This window comes from Kitasatospora sp. NPDC097691 (assembly GCF_040302665.1).
GTDB lineage: Bacteria > Actinomycetota > Actinomycetes > Streptomycetales > Streptomycetaceae > Kitasatospora.
In genome coordinates, this window is the sequence record NZ_JBEORY010000075.1 from 1 (window position 1) to 17,110 (window position 17,110).

14 protein-coding genes are annotated in these 17,110 nt (G+C 73.4%); 8 read left to right on the forward strand and 6 right to left on the reverse strand.

From position 1 onward, the window contains the following. Nucleotides 1-674 precede the first annotated feature (674 nt). Entirely contained in the window at nucleotides 675-1,445 is a 771-nt protein-coding gene (locus tag ABTY56_RS34480) for a glutamate racemase (RefSeq protein ID WP_350633325.1), read from the reverse strand. Between the two features lie 57 nt (nucleotides 1,446-1,502). Here ABTY56_RS34480 and ABTY56_RS34485 point away from each other — a divergent pair, with 57 nt between their 5' ends. Beyond that, the gene (locus ABTY56_RS34485) at nucleotides 1,503-2,651 is read left to right on the forward strand and encodes a glycosyltransferase (protein ID WP_350633326.1); all 1,149 of its coding nucleotides are present in this window, start codon (nucleotides 1,503-1,505) and stop codon (nucleotides 2,649-2,651) included. 89 nt (nucleotides 2,652-2,740) lie between these two features. Beyond that, on the forward strand, nucleotides 2,741-3,487 hold the full coding sequence (locus ABTY56_RS34490; RefSeq protein ID WP_350633327.1) for an SAM-dependent methyltransferase: 747 nt from the start codon (nucleotides 2,741-2,743) through the stop codon (nucleotides 3,485-3,487). A 47-nt stretch (nucleotides 3,488-3,534) separates the two neighbouring features. Here ABTY56_RS34490 and ABTY56_RS34495 read toward each other — a convergent pair whose 3' ends face one another. The 3 genes from ABTY56_RS34495 to ABTY56_RS34505 all read right to left on the reverse strand — a co-directional run bounded on the left by ABTY56_RS34495 (nucleotide 3,535) and on the right by ABTY56_RS34505 (nucleotide 6,450). Then, nucleotides 3,535-4,410, reverse strand: a complete 876-nt coding sequence (locus ABTY56_RS34495) for an alpha/beta fold hydrolase (protein ID WP_350633328.1) — start codon at nucleotides 4,408-4,410, stop codon at nucleotides 3,535-3,537. 110 nt (nucleotides 4,411-4,520) lie between these two features. Next, on the reverse strand, nucleotides 4,521-5,192 hold the full coding sequence (locus ABTY56_RS34500) for a thiol:disulfide interchange protein DsbA/DsbL (RefSeq protein WP_350633329.1): 672 nt from the start codon (nucleotides 5,190-5,192) through the stop codon (nucleotides 4,521-4,523). Nucleotides 5,193-5,286: 94 nt separating this feature from the next. Then, entirely contained in the window at nucleotides 5,287-6,450 is a 1,164-nt protein-coding gene (locus tag ABTY56_RS34505) for a glycosyltransferase family 4 protein (protein WP_350633330.1), read from the reverse strand. Nucleotides 6,451-6,915: 465 nt separating this feature from the next. Between ABTY56_RS34505 and mscL the strand changes: the two genes are divergently transcribed. From mscL to ABTY56_RS34530, 5 genes are all read left to right on the forward strand, one after another. Beyond that, nucleotides 6,916-7,362 (forward strand): large conductance mechanosensitive channel protein MscL, encoded by a 447-nt coding sequence (gene mscL / locus ABTY56_RS34510; RefSeq protein ID WP_350633331.1) that lies wholly within the window; start codon nucleotides 6,916-6,918, stop codon nucleotides 7,360-7,362. A 450-nt stretch (nucleotides 7,363-7,812) separates the two neighbouring features. Beyond that, the gene (locus ABTY56_RS38915; protein WP_502893250.1) at nucleotides 7,813-8,598 is read left to right on the forward strand and encodes a DUF6643 family protein; all 786 of its coding nucleotides are present in this window, start codon (nucleotides 7,813-7,815) and stop codon (nucleotides 8,596-8,598) included. A gap of 201 nt (nucleotides 8,599-8,799) precedes the next feature. Then, nucleotides 8,800-9,675, forward strand: coding sequence for an MOSC domain-containing protein (locus tag ABTY56_RS34520; RefSeq protein WP_350633332.1), 876 nt, complete (start codon nucleotides 8,800-8,802; stop codon nucleotides 9,673-9,675). Nucleotides 9,676-10,010: 335 nt separating this feature from the next. Continuing rightward, nucleotides 10,011-12,536, forward strand: a complete 2,526-nt coding sequence (locus tag ABTY56_RS34525) for a right-handed parallel beta-helix repeat-containing protein (RefSeq protein ID WP_350633333.1) — start codon at nucleotides 10,011-10,013, stop codon at nucleotides 12,534-12,536. A 54-nt stretch (nucleotides 12,537-12,590) separates the two neighbouring features. Next, nucleotides 12,591-12,884 carry a DUF6191 domain-containing protein gene (locus ABTY56_RS34530; RefSeq protein WP_350633355.1) on the forward strand — a complete coding sequence of 98 codons (294 nt, stop codon included), beginning with the start codon at nucleotides 12,591-12,593 and terminating at the stop codon, nucleotides 12,882-12,884. 238 nt (nucleotides 12,885-13,122) lie between these two features. Here the strand turns inward: ABTY56_RS34530 and ABTY56_RS34535 are convergent, their stop codons facing one another. Together ABTY56_RS34535 and ABTY56_RS34540 are read right to left on the reverse strand one after the other, a co-directional pair. Beyond that, on the reverse strand, nucleotides 13,123-14,241 hold the full coding sequence (locus ABTY56_RS34535) for a PLP-dependent cysteine synthase family protein (RefSeq protein WP_350633334.1): 1,119 nt from the start codon (nucleotides 14,239-14,241) through the stop codon (nucleotides 13,123-13,125). 200 nt (nucleotides 14,242-14,441) lie between these two features. Next, nucleotides 14,442-15,626: an ROK family protein gene (locus ABTY56_RS34540; protein ID WP_350633356.1), complete on the reverse strand. Its 1,185-nt coding sequence runs from the start codon at nucleotides 15,624-15,626 to the stop codon at nucleotides 14,442-14,444. Nucleotides 15,627-15,847: 221 nt separating this feature from the next. Between ABTY56_RS34540 and ABTY56_RS34545 the strand changes: the two genes are divergently transcribed. Next, nucleotides 15,848-17,050 carry an MFS transporter gene (locus ABTY56_RS34545; RefSeq protein ID WP_350633335.1) on the forward strand — a complete coding sequence of 401 codons (1,203 nt, stop codon included), beginning with the start codon at nucleotides 15,848-15,850 and terminating at the stop codon, nucleotides 17,048-17,050. Nucleotides 17,051-17,110 lie beyond the last annotated feature (60 nt).

The window sequence follows — 17,110 nt, forward strand, 5'->3', positions numbered from 1 at the left end:
TGTGGGTCTACCGTTCGATGCTCCTCTACCGGCGGCGGGTCGGCGAGAGCCTTCCGGTCACCTCGGCCGTCGACCTCGCGCGGCTCCTCAGGAAGAGGAAAAGTCGGACCCGCCGACTTCCCGTGCACCGAGCCGCGGTCCGCCGACCGCGCGAAGCCTCGGCGCCGATTCACGCACAGGGAGCCGCCTCGATTGCTTTCATGTTCACGACAGAAATGCCTCGGACATCTACGCGAGTAGATCCACCCGGGGGCGGCACCATTCGGACACCGGAAGTCGGATCGGCCGACTTCCTGTACACCTCACTGAAGCCCAGGCCAGCGGCCTGATCGTGGAATGCGGGCTCGCGCCGAACGTCGGCCGGATCGACTTCCTGTGCGGGATCGACTGGGCCGTGTGCGGTGGGGGCGGCACATCTACGCGGCGGCCGTCAGTTCAGGCCGGAAGTCAAATGGATCACCCCTCCGAATATCCTCGCCGGATTTCGCCATCGGGTGAGGAAAATCGGATGCGAAGCTCGCCTGCCGGAACTCCGGAGCGCCGAAATTCGGGACGGTACGCACGGGGGGCTTTCCGTCCCGAGCCGCGATCGGACCGGGTGCGTGGGCACAGACGACTCGGACCTCCCCGCTGTGGCGAGGAGGTCCGTCAGGGTGGGGCCGGTGTTGCGGAGGTCAGCCGATGAGGGTGGCCAGCACGTTCCCCTGCGGGTAGAGGGCGGCGACCGGCGGGAGCACGGCGGGGACGCCGGCGTGGAGCACGGTGAGGGTGCCCATTCCCGTGCGGGTCGGGTCTCCGACGCGGCGAAGGGCCTGGGCGGCGACGGCGTCGGCGGAGCCGAGCAGGGTGAGCGCCGGGGAGGCGGTCGGGGCGACGGCGGCGCGGATGCGGTCGTCGACGAGTTCGTAGTGGGTGCAGCCGAGGACGAGGACGTCGGTGCCGACGGGCGTACGGGCCGCGGCGTCGGCGATGGCGGCCGTGATGGCGTCGTCGTCGCCGTGCTCGACGGCGTCCGCGAGGCCCGGGCAGGCGACCTCCGTGATGTCGGCCGTCCCGCCGAAGTCGCGGATCAGCCCGCGCTGGTAGGCGCTCCCGGTGGTGGCGGGGGTGGCCCAGATGGCGACCCGGCCGCCCAGCGCGGCGGCGGGCTTGATGGCGGGCACGGTGCCGATCACCGGCAGTCCGGGCTCCAGCTCGGCGCGGAGGGTGGCGAGCGCGTGGACCGAGGCCGTGTTGCAGGCGATCACCAGCGCGTCGGGTTCGAGCGCGGCGGCGGCCCTGCAGCAGCCGAGGGCCAGCTCGGTGACCTCTTCGGGCGTCCGCGGCCCCCAGGGCATCGAGGCCGGGTCGGAGGACAGCACCAGGTCCGCGTCCGGGCGCAGCTTCCGAAGGGTGGCGGCGGCGGCCAGCAGGCCGATTCCGGAGTCCATCAGTGCGATCTTCACGGGTCAAGACTTTAGTCGATCCGCCCACCCGGCCCCGTTCTGCGGCAGACTGCCGGGGTGACCGTCCTGCTGTGGATCGCCGCGTTCTCCCTGCTGGTCTGGCTCTGGCTGGCGTGCTGCCACGGCTCGTTCTGGCGCACCGACGTGCGGCTTCCGCCGCGTCGTCCGCCGGTCCGCTGGCCGCAGGCGGCGATCGTGGTGCCGGCCAGGGACGAGGCGGCGGTGCTCCCGGTGAGCCTGCCGACACTGCTGGCACAGAAGTACCCGGGGCGGGCGCGGGTGATCCTGGTGGACGACCACAGCTCGGACGGCACCGGCCCGCTGGCCGCGTCGTTGCGGACGATCGACGGGCTGGAGCTGACCGTCACCACCCCGCCCCCGCTGCCACCCGGCTGGACGGGCAAGCTGTGGGCGCTGCGGCACGGCGTGGAGCTGGCCGGTCCGGACGTCGAGTACCTGCTGCTGACGGATGCGGACATCGCGCACGGCCCGGACTCGCTCGCCGAGCTGGTGTCGGCGGCCGAGAGCAACGGCCTGGACCTGGTGTCGCAGATGGCCCGGCTGCGGGTGGAGACCGGCTGGGAGCGGCTGATCGTGCCGGCCTTCGTGTACTTCTTCGCCCAGCTGTACCCATTCCGCTGGAGCAACCGTCCGGGCGCCCGGACGGCGGCCGCGGCGGGCGGCTGCTCACTGGTGCGGCGCGAGGCGCTGGAGCGGGCCGGCGGGGTGGCGGCGATCCGGGGCGCGGTGATCGACGACGTGTCGCTGGCCCGGGCGGTGAAGTCCACCGGCGGCCGGACCTGGCTGGGTCTCGCCGGGCAGGTGGACAGCGTCCGGCCGTACCCGCGCCTGGAACAGCTGTGGCGGATGGTGTCGCGCAGCGCGTACGCCCAGCTGAGGCACTCGCCGCTGCTGTTGCTCGGGACGGTGCTGGGGCTCGGGCTGGTGTACCTGGTGCCGCCACTGGCGACGGTGGCCGGTCTGGTGGCGGGAGCCCCGGCGGTGGCGGTGGTGGGCGGGGCGGCGTGGGCGCTGATGGCGGGAACGTACCTGCCGATGGTCCGGTACTACGGGCAGCCGGCCCCGGCCGTGCTGCTGCTGCCGTTCACGGCGGGGCTGTACCTGCTGATGACGGTCGACTCGGCGGTGCAGCACTGGCGTGGCCGGGGCGCGGCGTGGAAGGGCCGGACCTACTCGCGGGCGTGACCCCCGTACACGCCCGTGAGCAGCCGGCCTCCCGCCTCGGGGCCGGGGTTTCTCCGGCGCGGCGCGCCGATCGGATCCATACTGCTCGGATGGACCGTCAGCAGATCTCCCGCCTCGCCCATGCCCACCACCCGATCGCGGCCCCGCTGGCGGACGAGTCGGTGGCCCGTCTGTTGGACCGCGCGACGGCGGGCCGGGAGGACGGCCGTGCGCTGGACCTCGGTTGCGGCGAGGGCGCCTGGTTGATCCGGGCGCTGGCCGCGCGTCCCGGCTGGCAGGCCGTGGGGGTGGACCTGGACCCCGCGGCGCTGACCCGCGCCCGGGAGACCGCGACCGCCCTCGGCGTCGTGCGCCGGATCGGCCTGCACCACCTGGACGCACGGAAGTTCACCGCGAAGGAGCCCTTCGACCTGGTGCTGTGCGTCGGTTCGACGCACGCGTTCGGCGGACTGCTGCCGACGCTCGCGGCGGCCCGCGAACTCCTGTCCCCGGGTGGCCGGTTGCTGGTCGGCGACGGGTTCTGGCAACGCGAGCCGTCCCAGGCCGCCCTGGACGGGCTGGGTGCAGCGCGGGACGATTTCGCGGACCTGGCGACGACCACCGACCGAGTCCTCGCGGACGGCTGGACCCCGGTGTCCGGGTACGTCAGCACGGAACATGAGTGGGACGACTACGAGTTCGCGTGGACGGGCTCGCTGGCAGAGTGGGCGCTGGACCACCCGGACCACCCGGACGCGGCAGCCGCCCGCGAGGCGGCGGACCGACACCGTACGGAGTGGCTGCACGGCTACCGGGGAGCGCTGGGCTTCGTCACGTACCTGCTGCGCCGCGACTGAGGCCCGCCCACCCGGGGATCCGCGACCGAAGTGCCGAGGACGTTCGGCTACTTCTGCGTGCGTGCGAGGAAGTCGTCAACCAGCGGGGCGATTTCGGGCAGCTTCTCCTCCAGTGCGAAGTGCCCGGTGTCGAACACGTGCAGTTCCGCCCCGGGCAGGTCGCGCAGGTAGGCACGGGCGCCGGCCTCGGTGAAGAAGGGGTCGTTGCGCCCCCAAAGGAGCAGCGTCGGAGGCTGGTTGGCGCGCAGCCAGGCCTGCCAGGCGGGGTAGAGCTCGACGTTGGAGAAGTAGTCGAGGGACAGCTCGACCTGGATGTCCTTGCGGCCGGGCAGGTCGAGGAAGTGCTGGTCGAGGGTCCAGCCGTCGGGGGCGACCAGGCTCGGGTCACCGGTGCCGCCCTCGTACTGGCCGCGGGTGATCTCCAGCGTGAGGATCGATCGCGCGGCCTCCCCGGCGCCCGGGACGCCGCGCCGGTTGGCGATGAACTCCCGCGCCTGGTCGGAGAGTCCCTCCTCGTAGGCGTTGCCGTTCTGGACCACCAGGCCGGTGATCCACTCCGGGCGGCGGGTGGCCAGGCGCAGGCCGACGGGGGCGCCGAAGTCGAAGACGTACAGCGCGAAGCGGTCCAGGCCGAGGGCGAGGCAGAAGCCTTCGATCACGTCGGCGAGGGTGTCGAAGCGGTATGTGAAGGCCTCCGGCGCGGGACTGTCGCTGTGCCCGAAGCCCGGGTAGTCGGGGGCTATCAGGCGGTAGCGGGTGCCGAGCGCGTCGAGCAGCCGGGCGTACTGGTGGGAGGCGGACGGGAAGCCGTGCAGCAGCAGGAGGACGGGGGCGTCGGCCGGGCCGGTTTCGCGGTAGAAGATGCGCAGCCCGTCGACGTCGACGTGGCGGTGGTGGACCTGCGGGATCGTCAGCTCGCTCATGCTAACCATTAAACAGCATCTGAATGGTTAGGCAAGGGCTTGGAGCAGCTGCGGGCCGTTCCACCTGATCCGTCGTCACCGACGCCGGTCGTCGCCGACGCCGGGTGGACTCACTTCTTTAGCTGCTCCTGCTGCACCAGCTGGTCGAGCACCCCGGGCATCGCGCCGACACCGCCGGCCTTGCTCGGCGAAGTCCGGTACTCGCCCTGGACGATGACCGTCGGGAGCTCGTTGATGCCGTAGCGGATGAACGCGGCGGCAGCGTCGTCGACCGACTGACGCACCTCGGCGGACCGGTACGTCCGGCGGAAGAGTTGGGCGTCGACGCCGTGACGGACGGCCCAGTCGGTGGCGGCGGTCTCGGTGCCGAGGTCGACGTGCTCGTTGTGGACGGCGCGGAACACACCGGTCTGCAGGCGTTCGACCAGGCCGAGGCGTTCCAGCGTGTAGTACAACCGCGCGTGGCCGCGCTGCACGTTCTCCTCCGGGCTGCCCGGCCAGATCGCCGGGACACGGCTCAGCGAGACGTCCTCGCGGTGCTTCTCCGCCCAGGCCTGCAGGGGCTGTTCGAGCGCCTGGGAGTGACCGCAGTCGTACGAGAAGAACTCCACCGCCTCGGTCCGGGCGCTCTCGCGCACCGGCTGCGGGGTGTCGAGCCTCGCGAACCGGGAACCCTCGGCCGGGGGTTGGTGACTCGCCGCGCCGGCCTGGAGGGGGGATGCGGCGATCCCGGCGGCGACGACGAACAGGACGGTGGACCGCAACAGCGACGTGGAGTTCACACCGGGCAGTGTGCTGGCCTCGGTTCGTTACCGGCGAGTCAGTGCGCGACGGCGGGGCGGGAATCGCCCGGACGGCGCAGCCGGGACCGGGGCGTCAGTCGGCCGGGGCCGCGCCCGCCGTCCACACCTCGGCCACCAGCCGCTGCCAGGCGTCCACCACCGCGCCCAGTTCGAAGTGCTCCAGCGCGTGCGCCCGGGCCGCCGCGCCGAGGCCCGCCCGGTTGACCGCCAGCACCTTGCCCAGGGCCTCGGCGAGGGCGAGCGGGTCGCCGGGGGCGACGAGCGCGCCGGTGGCGCCGTCCCGGACGACCTCGCGCACCCAGCCGACGTCGGTGGCGACGGCGGGTACACCGGCCAGCGCCGCCTCGATCAGCGCTCCGGGAACGCCCTCACTGTCGCTGGTGAGCAACAGCGCGTCGGCGGCGCGGTAGAGCGGGGCCGGATCGGGCAGGGGGCCGAGGAAGTGGGCGCGGGCGGCGGCCGGGTGGCGGGCCAGCGTCTCCAGCAGCGGGCCGTCCCCGGCGACGGCGAGCCGGACGTCGGGCAGGCGGTCGAGCACGTCGAGGGCGAGGTCGAGCCGCTTCTCGGGCGCTATCGCACCGATCCAGGCGACCAGCAGGACATCGGCCGGCAGGCCCAGCTCGTGCCGGGCGGCGCGCCGGTCGTCCCGGCCGTCGGCGGGCGGATAGCTCTCGGCGGCACGGGAGTTGGGAATCACGTGCACCTTGCCCTCGGGCAGCGCGAACTGCTCCTCCAGGACGACCCGTGCCTCGTCGGTGAGCGTGGTCACGGCGGCGGCGCGGTGCATCAGCGCACCGCCGCGCACCCGGCGCAGCCGGTTCGCGGTCCAGTAGCGGGGGTGGCCGACGGAAACGTAGACGAACGGGGTGCGGGTCCCGGCCAGGGCGAGGGCGCAGGCGGCCAGGGTGTCGGAGCCGTGGGCGAGGACGACGTCGGCGGCGCGCGAAGCGGAACGCAGCGCCCGCAGGGTGCTCGGACGCAGTCTGCCGGGGCCGAGGACGGCGGCGGTGCGCAGGCCGGAAGCGGCAGGACAGTCCCCCGGGTCGGTCTCGGCGGCACCGGCGTGGACCGCCGGATGCGGGGCGAGGGCGCACAGCGCGGAGGACTGGCCCCGGCGGCCCAGTTCCCGGTGGAGGTCACGGGCGAAGTTCTGGGCGCCGCCGCGGCGTGAATCACTGATCAGGTGCAGGACGCGCGGACGGGTTCCGGCCGGATCGGCCGACATATGGTCGGGCATGGACTGACCTTGGCACAGTGCCCCGCCCGGGACAGCCCCTTCGCGCAACCTGATGGTGGCCCATCCGCCCGCGCTTGTACACCGGATGTGCGCCAGAGAGCCGCCGTCGTGCGCCGGTTGCGACCGCCGTGCGCCCCGTCTCGCCCCCGGCCGCGCTCCGGTTCGCCACCGTCGCGCCGTCCCGTTCCCGGGCTCGCCGGCCCTCGACCGTCGCTGCGCGGAGCGCCCGCGCACCGCCCGGCCCGTCGCCCCCGAGTCACTGCCGAACCGCCGCCGAGTCACCCCCGAGTCGTCGCCGAACCGCCGTCGAATCGTCGCCGACCCCCCGACCAGCCCCCGGGAGTGGTTACGCGGATCGGGTGAACGCAGTTGGACCTCGGCACGGACCGCTCGGCAGGATGTCCGGCCGGGGCGCCGCCGGGCTGCCCCATCTCCCCCTCCCCCGTACGGATTTGGAGTCACCCGGTGTTCAAGGGATTCCGCAGCTTCCTGCTGCGCGGAAACGTGGTGGACCTCGCGGTCGGCATCGTGATCGGCGCGGCCTTCACCGCCGTCGTCACCGGGTTCGTCAGCGCCTTCCTCACCCCGCTGGTCGGAGTCGCGTCCGGCGCCGTCGGCGACTTCACGCAGAAGACCTTCGAGGTGGCCGGCACCCGGTTCCCGTACGGCCTCTTCGTCAACGCACTGATCGGCTTCGTGCTGACCGCCGCCGTCATCTACTTCGCCGTGGTGGCCCCGGTCGGCAAGCTTCAGGCGCGCTTCGAGTCCGCCAAGCCCGCGCCGGTCGCGAAGGTGGACTGCCCGGAGTGCCTGAGCTCGATCCCGGCCGCGGCGAGCCGCTGCTCGTTCTGCACCTCGGAGGTCGGCAATCCCGGCCTGCCCGCGCAGACCCAGGCGCTGCAGTCGCACTGACCCGCGTCCGACGGACCGGCCCGCATCCGACGGACGACCGGCCCGCGACCCGGACCGACCAACGACCGCCGGGGGCGCGCCGCCGGCCCACGACCGACAGGCCCGGACCAGGTGATCAACGTGCTCACGGGGCCTTTATCCCCGAAACATTCACAGCCCCCGTCGCCCCCTCGGCGGGGGCTCGAATGCGCCAGCGCACGCCCCGTCCGCAAAAGTTTCTCCGCGAGGTCCCCACCCGTCTACCGGCCGGTCACCGCAAGGCCGTCCGGCGGCGACGTCCGGCCACTGTTCGATCACTGACGGGGTGCCAAGGTTGTCCGGATTCAGACTCCGATATGTCCGTTCTTCCTACTTTCGAAACCTTTGTGCGAGCGAAGACTGTGTAAACACTCGAACTGCTCCCCCTCCCGCTCTCCTCAGCAGGCGCATTGTGGGCTTACCGTATGCCCCATGACCTCGCCCCGCTCCTACGACGGAGTCGGCTACCCCTCTCCGTCCTTCTCCTCCGGCACGCCGATTTACGACAGCCTCGTGGCTGAGCGCGGCGTCCCCCAGATCGCACCCATCAACGTGCCGGCCGCCCTGCCGCCGGCACTGTCGTCCGGTTACGGATCCGGCCTCGGCCAGTCCTACGAGAACCGGTACGGCAACGGGTACGAGAGCGCCGGCAGCAACCTCCCCGCGCTGCCGCCCGCCCGCCTCGCCCTGGGCCCCGGCCCGAGCAGCGGCCCCTCCGCCGGCCCCGCCACGGCGTACATCCCCGCGCAGCCCGCGCCGGCGTACGCCTCCCCCCAGCCGCCGGTCCCCGGCTACGGCGCCCCCCAGCCGTACCAGCGACCGCAGCCCGCCACCGCGGGCTTCACCCAGACCGCCAGCGGCGGCTACCAGCCGACCGGTGGCCAGAGCTTCGGCGGCCAGAACACCTTCATCGGTGGCCAGGCCGGCCAGCAGTCCTTCGGCGCGCAGCAGCCCGCCGGTCCGGGCGGTTTCGGCCAGGGCCAGCCCGGCGGTCCGCAGGGCTTCGGCGGCCCGCAGTCCTTCGGCGGTCCGACGGCCGGCGGCCCCGGCTTCCAGGGCCAGGGCGGCGACCAGTCCTTCGGCGGCGCCCAGCTGCGCCCGGCCATGGCACCGGTCGCGCCGGTCCGCCCGATGCAGCCGCAGCGCCCGGGCCCGTACGGCGACCCCGGCCAGTTCCAGGGCAACGGCGGCTACCAGTCGCAGGGCCAGGGCTACTGAACCGCTGACACCCCCGAGGCCGTCCCCCCACGCGGCCCACACCCGCACCACCTGAGCACCACCCGGCGACCCCTGAACGCCGGGCGAACGGAGAAACGGGTCATCCACGGACCGCCCGGCACGCCCCCCATGGCGTCCGGGCGGTCCGTGCGCATACGGGGCTCCTGTGAACGGCCCGAAGCCGGCTGGCAGGATGGGGGAATGCAGCTCACCGGACTCCACGTCTACCCCGTCAAGTCCATGTACCGCCTGAGCCCGGACACCGCCGCGCTCCATCCCTGGGGCCTGGCCGGAGACCGCCGCTGGATGCTCGCCGACCCGACCGGACGCTTCGTCAGCCAGCGCGAGAACGCCGCCCTCGGACAGATCCGGCCCGCCCTCCTGCCCGACGGCTCGCTCGCGCTGACCGCCCCCGACGGCTCCCGGATCGAGGTCCACGCCCCCGGCGTCGCGGCCGGCGACCCGCTCGCCGAGGTCGATGTCTGGGGCACCCGCTTCCACGCCGCCGAGGCCGCCAAGGAAGCGCACCAGTGGATCGTCGAACACCTCGGCGACTACCGCCTGGTGCACCTGGACGACCCGCGCGCCCGCCCCGTCGACCCCGAGTACGGCGAGCCCGGCGACACCGTCTCGATGGCCGACGGCTTCCCGCTGCTGCTCACCACCACCGCCTCACTGGACCGGCTCAACGAACTGATCGCCGCCGAGCACCCCGAGGAGGACACGCCCCTGCCGATGGAGCGCTTCCGCCCCAACGTGGTCGTCACCGGCTCCGAGCCCTGGGCCGAGGACGGCTGGCGCCGGATCCGGATCGGCGGGCTCACCTTCAAGGTGGTCAAGCCCTGCGGCCGCTGCATCATCACCACCACCGACCAGGAGACCGGCGAGCGGCGCGGCAAGGAGCCGCTGCGCACGCTGGCCCGGCACCACCGCCTGCTGCGCAAGGCCGCCTTCGGGCAGAACCTGATCCCCGAGCGCCCCGCCGGCGTCGAGGGCGACGTGCTCGGCACCCTGCGTGTGGGCGACGAGGTCGAGGTCCTGGAGGACGGGGCGCACTGGCCGGCCGACGAGCGCTGAGCACGGGCCGCGCCCCGGAGCCGCCCGGTCGTCTCGGCTGCGCGCGTGCGCCGATGTGTCGATGCGCCGCTGTACCGCTGTACCGCTGTACCGATGTGCCGCTGTACCGATGTGCCGTTGTGCCGAACCACCGCCGCACGGAACCACCACTGTGCGCGCTCGTTGAAACAAGTGGTCGGAACCTGTGGCGGCGGTGGGCTCTACCGGTGACCGCGCGAGAACGGGCGGCCGGAGCACCCATGTGAGCGCGCTACGGTGGGGCGGACGGCCCGCGCACCCCCGCGCGTTCGGCCCGTTGCACGCCGGCACGACGAAGGTGGGGACGACAGACCGTCATGGCTGAGCACAGGGTCCGGGTCACCCAGGACAGCGCATCCCGCTGGCGTCGCCGCGCGGGCGAGTACGACACGCTCGCGGAGGCCCTGGCCGCCGCCGAGGCGGGCGACACCGTGACCGTCCGGCCCGGCACCTTCCGGGAGAACGTGCTGCTGGACAAGCCGGTGACGATCGTTCCGGCTCACGGCCCGGGTACCGTGCGGATCGAGCCGCCCTCCGGAGTGGCACTGACCGTCACCGCCGCCGCGACCGTCCGCGACCTGGTCGTGGAGGGCGGCGACAGCTCCGCCCCCGCCGTCCTGGTCACCGGCGCACAGGCGACGCCCGCGTTCAGCGGCTGCCGGATCGAGACCCGCTCGGCCAGCGGCATCGAGATCACCGACGGCGCCCGGCCGACCCTGCGCGGCTGCGTGGTCGCCAACCCGGGCGGGCTCGGGCTGCGGCTGCGCGGCGAGGGCACCGCCGCCGCGTTCGAGGACTGCGAGGTCGCCGCCGCGGGCCAGGCCGGACTCGCCGTCCTCGGCGGCGCGACCGCCGCCCTGGACCGCTGCCGCGTCCATCACGCCTCCGGGGCCGGCGTGCTGCTGTCCGATCCGGGCAGCGCGGCCGAGCTGACCGGCTGCGAGATCTACGAGATCCGCGGCAGCGGCGTGCAGGCCGAGGCGCAGGCGGGCGGCCGGCTGGTCGACTGCGAGATCCACCGGGTCACCGGCAACGGGCTGACCCTGGACGGCGAGGCCGAGCTGGTCCTGACCGGCTGCCGGGTGCACGATCTGCCGGAGAACGGCGCCGACCTGCGCGGACGCTCCCGGCTCAGCCTCGCGAACAGCACCGTCCGGGACTTCGGCCGCGGTGCGCTGTCGGTCTGGGACCAGGGCACCGAGGCCGTCGCCGAGTCCTGCCGGATCCACGGCTCCAGCGGCGAGTACCCCGCGCTGTGGGTCAGCGACGGCGCCCGGCTCACCCTCACCGACTGCTCGCTGCACGACCTGCCGGACGCCCTGTTCGTCCTGGACCGGGACTCCGCCGCGACCGCCGAAGGCTGCTCCTTCAGCCGGATCCGAAGCTCGGCGGTCTCGGTCAGCGGCGGAGCCACCGTCTCCCTGGCCGCCTGCCGGGTGCAGGAGGCGGGCACCGGACTCTGGTTCCGCGACCACGGCAGCGGCGGACTGCTCACCGGCTGCGAGATCTCCGACGTGGCCACCGGCGTGATCGTCACCAAGGGCGCCGACCCGGTGCTGCGCGACTGCACCGTACGGGCCAGTACGGACGCCGGGGTGTACGTCTCGGCGCAGGGGCGCGGCACCTTCGAGGACTGCCGGGTCTCGCACGGCAAGGGCTTCGGCTTCCACATCATCGACGGCTGCCGGACACAGCTCACCCGGTGCCGGGCGGAACAGAACCAGCGGGCCGGGTTCGAGTTCTCCGAGCCGGGGCCGGTCACGGAGGGATGCACCTCGGACGACGTCGCGGCGGCACCGGCCCCGGGGCTTGGCAGCGGTCCCGGTTCCGGGCCGGGACTGGGCGGCGGTCCCGGGCTGGGGTCGGGAGCAGGGTCGGGGCTTGGGTCAGGGCTGGGCGGCGGGCTCGGGTCGTCGTTCGGGGGCACGGACGTGCCGTCGCCTCGGACCTCCCAACTGGCCGCAGCAGCCTCGGTGTTGGCCCCGGCGGCGGCCGCTTCGTCGGCGATCGCCCCGATCCCGGACTGCCGACCGGCCGACGAGGCGCTCGCCGAGCTGGACTCGCTGGTCGGGCTGGCCACGGTGAAGCAGGAGGTGCGCACCCTGATCGACCTGATCTCGGTCGGGCGACGCCGCCGCCAGGCCGGGCTCAAAGCACCGTCGCTGCGCCGGCACCTGGTCTTCACCGGCGCCCCCGGCACCGGCAAGACCACCGTCGCCCGTCTCTACGGCGAGATCCTCGCCTCGCTCGGGGTGCTCCAGCGCGGACACCTGGTCGAGGTGGCCCGGGTCGACCTGGTCGGCGAGCACATCGGCTCCACCGCGATCCGTACCGCGGCCGCCTTCGACCGGGCGCGCGGCGGTGTGCTCTTCATCGACGAAGCCTACGCACTCGCCCCCGAGGACGGCGCGCGGGACTTCGGACGTGAGGCGATCGACACCCTGGTCAAGCTGATGGAGGACCACCGGGACGAGGTGGTCGTCATCGCGGCGGGCTACACCGCCGAGATGGAGCGCTTCCTTTCCGCCAACCCCGGTGTTTCGTCACGGTTCTCACGGACCATCAGTTTCCCCGACTACACGGCGGACGAGCTACTGGAGATCGCCCGGGCCCAGTGCGCGGAGCACGAGTACGCGCTCTCCGATGAGACCGAGAAGGCCCTGCTGGACCACTTCGGGCGGCTGGAGCGCGGCCCCAACTTCGGCAACGGGCGCACCGCACGGCAGATCTTCGAGACCATGGTCGAGCGGCACGCGGTACGGGTCGCCCACCTGGCCGACCCGTCCACGGAGGAACTCCAGCTGCTCGTCCCGGCCGACCTGCCGACGGCGCCGCTGCCGTAGCGCCGCCGCCGGGGAACTCGTCAGCCGCACAAGGACGTTGAGGCGGGCGTGAGCATGCTTCTGACGGGCGCGGCGGGCGGGTTACTGTTGCCGGCCGGGCTGGTGGTGCTGTTCTTCCTCGGTGCGGTGGTGCGGCGGATTCGCGCCCGCCCGGGGACGGGCGCGCCCGAAGGCCGCAGCGCGGGCGCGACCGCCACCGAGGAACTGCACGCACTGCTCTACCCGAGCAAGCGGGCGCAGCTGGAGCAGCGGCGGATCGAGCTGGTGCTGCGGGACGACGAACACGACGGCGCGCCGAAGCGCACCGGGATCGACCTCGCGGGCGGCCGGGCGGTGATCCGGCGGTAGGCAGGCGGGTGACGGGCTGTTGGTGACAGGCTGTTCATGACGGATCGCGGGTGGCGCGTCGCGGGTGGCGCATCGCGAGTGGCCGGTGGCGGCGAACAGATGACAGCGAACAGATGACAGATGACGGATGACAGAGTCTGAAATCTGTCATCCGTCATCTGACATCCGTCCGGCGAGCAGCCTGCCGGAGCGTCGGACCGGCAGCCGAACCCGCCCGATCGTCGGACCGGATGCGGCGTCAGCCCACCCAGGGGCCGCCGGCGAGGAAGGACTCCAGCGCGTCCCGGTAGGGCGCGATCTCGATCCGCTCGCCGGCCAGCCAGTCGTCCGAGTAGTACTTGTCCAGGTAGCGGTCCCCCGGGTCGCAGATCAGGCCGACCACGCTGCCGGTCTGCCCGGCCTCGCGCATCTCGGAGACGATCCGCAGCGCGCTCCACAGTCCCGTCCCGGTGGAGGCGCCCGCCTTCTTCCCGAGGACCCGCTCCAACACCCGTACCGCGGCGATCGACGCGGCGTCCGGCACCTTCATCATCCGGTCGATCGCCCCCGGGACGAAGCTCGGCTCCATCCGGGGCCGCCCGATGCCCTCGATCCGCGAACCGCTCTCGCAGACGGCGTCCGGGTCGTGGCGCACCCAGCCGTCGAAGAAGCAGGAGTTCTCCGGGTCCGCGACGCAGATCCGGGTGTCGTACTGCATGTAGTGCACGAAGCGGGCGATGGTCGCCGAGGTGCCGCCGGTGCCGGCGGTGGCGACGATCCAGGCGGGCTCGGGGTTCGGCTCCAGGCGCAGCTGGGCGAAGACCGACTCGGCGATGTTGTTGTTGCCGCGCCAGTCGGTGGCCCGCTCCGCGTAGGTGAACTGGTCCATGTAGTGCCCACCGGTCTCCTCGGCGAGCCGGGCGGACGCCTCGTACACCTCGTCCGAACGCTCGACCAGGTGGCACTCGCCGCCGTGGAACTGGATCAGGTCGATCTTGGCCTGGCTGGTGCTCTTGGCCATCACGGCGATGAACGGCACACCGATGAGCTGGGCGAAGTACGCCTCGGACACGGCGGTGGAGCCACTGGAGGCCTCGATCACCGGCTTGCCCGGGCGGATCCAGCCGTTGCAGAGCCCGTAGAGGAAGAGCGAGCGGGCCAGCCGGTGCTTGAGCGAGCCGGTCGGGTGGGTGGACTCGTCCTTGAGGTAGAGGTCGATCCCCCACTCGGCCGGGAGCGGGAAGCGCAGCAGGTGGGTGTCGGCGGAGCGGTTGGCGTCGGCCTGGACCTTGCGCACCGCCTCCTTGAGCCAGGTCCGGTAGTCCTGGTCGGAGCGGTCGACGTCGACGGTCGGCTCGATGCCGGACTGGGTACTCATGGTCACTTCTCCCTCGCGGTGGCCCCCCACTGCTCACTACGAGTGTATGAGTGTCACGATAAGTGACCGTTTTCGAAGACCCAGCTTCCGCTTATTGTCTCGACCTCTCGCCTCGCTTCGCCCCCCCGGCTCGCCGCCTCGCCTGACCGCCTCGGCGCTTCAAGGCCTCATCGCCCCGACGACCCGTCGACCCCGACGGCTCAGCCGACCCGGACGGGCACCGACTGCGGATCCGCCAGGTACGGCCCCCAGCCCAGCTCCGCCGCGCCGGCGAGTGCACCGTGCGCCAGCTCCGCGCCGACGATCGGCACCCGTCCGCTGCGCCCCCACAGGCTGCGCTCGGCGACCACCGCTCGCAGCCGCCCGGGCGCGGCTTCCAGCAGGTCGAGGTGCAGGCCGCTGAGGACCACCCGGTCGGGGTTGAGGATGTTGGCGACACCGGCCAGCCCGAGCCCGAGCCGGTCGATGACGTGCTCGACCGCCGCGCGCGCCCGGTCGTCGGTGGCGGCCGCCCGGCACAGCTCGCGCGCCTGGTCGAGCAGCGGGCGCCCCGGCTCCGGGCTGCGGCCGGCGGCGGCGAACAGCGCGTCGGGGTCGGTCTCCGAGTTGAGGCAGCCGCGGTTGCCGCACATGCAGGGCCGACCCTGCGGGTCCACGGTGAGGTGGCCGACCTCCAGGGCGAGCCCGGCGCTGCCGGTGTGCAGGTGGCCGTCGATCACCAGCGCCCCGCCGACGCCGCGGTGGCCGGAGGTGACGAAGAGCAGGTGGCGGGCGCCGCGGCCGGCGCCGTGCCGGTACTCGGCGAGCGCGGCGAGGTTGGCGTCGTTGGCGATCGCGGTGGGCAGCGGGCGCAGCGCGTTGGGGCCGTGGTCGGCGCGGCCGACCTCGACGTCGTAGAGGTCGGCGACCGGGGTGCCGCTGGGCCAGGCGAAGTGCAGCGCGGCGAGTGCGGCGCCGTCGGGCTCGGTGACCGGGTTGGGCAGCGCCAGCGCGGCACCCAGGCAGCGGCGGTCGGTCGCCCGGGCGAGTCCGGCGCCCGCCTCGGCGACGGCGCGCAGCATCCGGACCGGGTCGGTCGCGGCGGGCAGCGGCAGGTGGACGGGCGGGTCGAGCAGCCCGCCGAGGCCGGCCAGGGTGACGCTCAGCCCGTCGGCGTGGATCTGCCCGGCGACCACGACCGGGCCCTGCGGGTCGATCGCGAGTCGGTGCGAGGGCCGTCCGCGGCCGCCGCCGGCCGGGCGCGAGTCGACGGTGATCAGGCCGAGCGCCTCCAGCTCGGCGGTGACGGCACCGGCCGTCGCCCGGGTGACGTCCAGTGCGCGGGTGAGCGCCGAGCGGGTCGGCGTCTGGCCGGTGTGGATCAGCGAGAGGGCTGGGCCGAGCAGCGTCCGACCGCGGTCGGGGGCCGCGCGGCGGTGGCCGTCGCGCTGCGCGGCGGGGTCGTTCCCGGTGCTGGGCCTCGGGCCTGACGGCCTCGGGCTTGAAGGCTTCGGGCTTGAAGGAGAGAGCTGCACGCCCCTATTGTGACTTTGTGTCGCTTCGAAACAAAATCCACGCCCATCCCGGACAGGACCACCTGTCCTCCCAGTCTCGCAGCACACCCCCGGTGGCCGACAGCCCCTGGAGCCCCGCACGCATCGCGCTCACCGCGTTCTTCGCCGTCGACGGCTTCCTGTTCGCCGCCTGGGTCGTGCGCATCCCGGACGTCCGCAGCCAGGTCAGCGCCTCGCACAGTGCCCTCGGGCTCGCCCTGCTCTGCCTGTCGATCGGGGCCGTCCTCACCATGCCGATGGTCGGCCGGCTCTGCCTGCGGTACGGCTCGCGGCCGGTGACGGTCGGCTCGCTCGCCCTGCTCAGCCTCGCCGTCCTGCTGCCCGCGCACGCCCACTCGGTGGCCACGCTCGGCGCTGCGCTGCTGCTGTTCGGCGCCGGGTACGGCGGAGCCAACGTCGCGATGAACAGCGCCGCCGTCGACCTGGTGGCGCAGCTGCGGCGGCCGGTCATGCCCAGCTTCCACGCCGGGTACAGCTTCGGCGGACTGCTCGGTACCGGCGTCTGCGGACTGCTCGCCGGGCCGCTGAGCACCGCGTGGGCGCTCGCGCTCAGCGGACTGCTCGGCATGGCCGTAACGGTCGGTGCGGGCGTCGTGCTGATGCGCAGCCCCGACGCGCCGCTGGTCGCGCCCCGCCGGGCGACCCGAGGGGCAGCCGGGGGTCCGGCGGACGGCGCGGACGCCGCCGATGGCGACGCGGGCGCAGGCCGTACGGCCACCCGTCTGCTGGTGTTGCTGCTCGGCGTCACCGCGCTGTGCACCGCGTACGGCGAAGGCGCGATCGCCGACTGGACCACCCTGCACCTCACCGACGACGTCCACGCGAGCTCCGCGGTGGCGGCGACCGGCTACGGCGCGTACGCCTTCGCGATGGCGAGCGGGCGGGTCGGCGGGACCTGGCTGTCGATCAGGCTCGGGCAGACCCGGCTGATGTTGCTCGGCGGGTTGGCGGCCGCGGCGGGGATGCTGGTCGCTGCCCTCGCCCCGGTGGCGCCGCTGGCGATCTGCGGGTTCGTCCTGGTCGGGCTCGGGCTGGCCAACCTCTTCCCGCTCGCCATCGCCCGGGCCGGCGAGGCGGGCGGACCGCAGGGCGTCGCGCTCGCCTCGTCGCTCGGCTACGGCGGGATGCTGATCGGCCCGGTGGTGATCGGCTTCCTGGCCGACGCGGCCGGACTGCCGCTGGCCCTCACCACGGTCGCGGTCGCGGCGACGGCTGCGGCACTGCTGCCGCTGTCGGTCGGACGACGGTTCCGGTAACCGACGGGGGCGGGCGGCGGGCGACAACGAATGACGAATGAGGGATGACAGATGACGGAT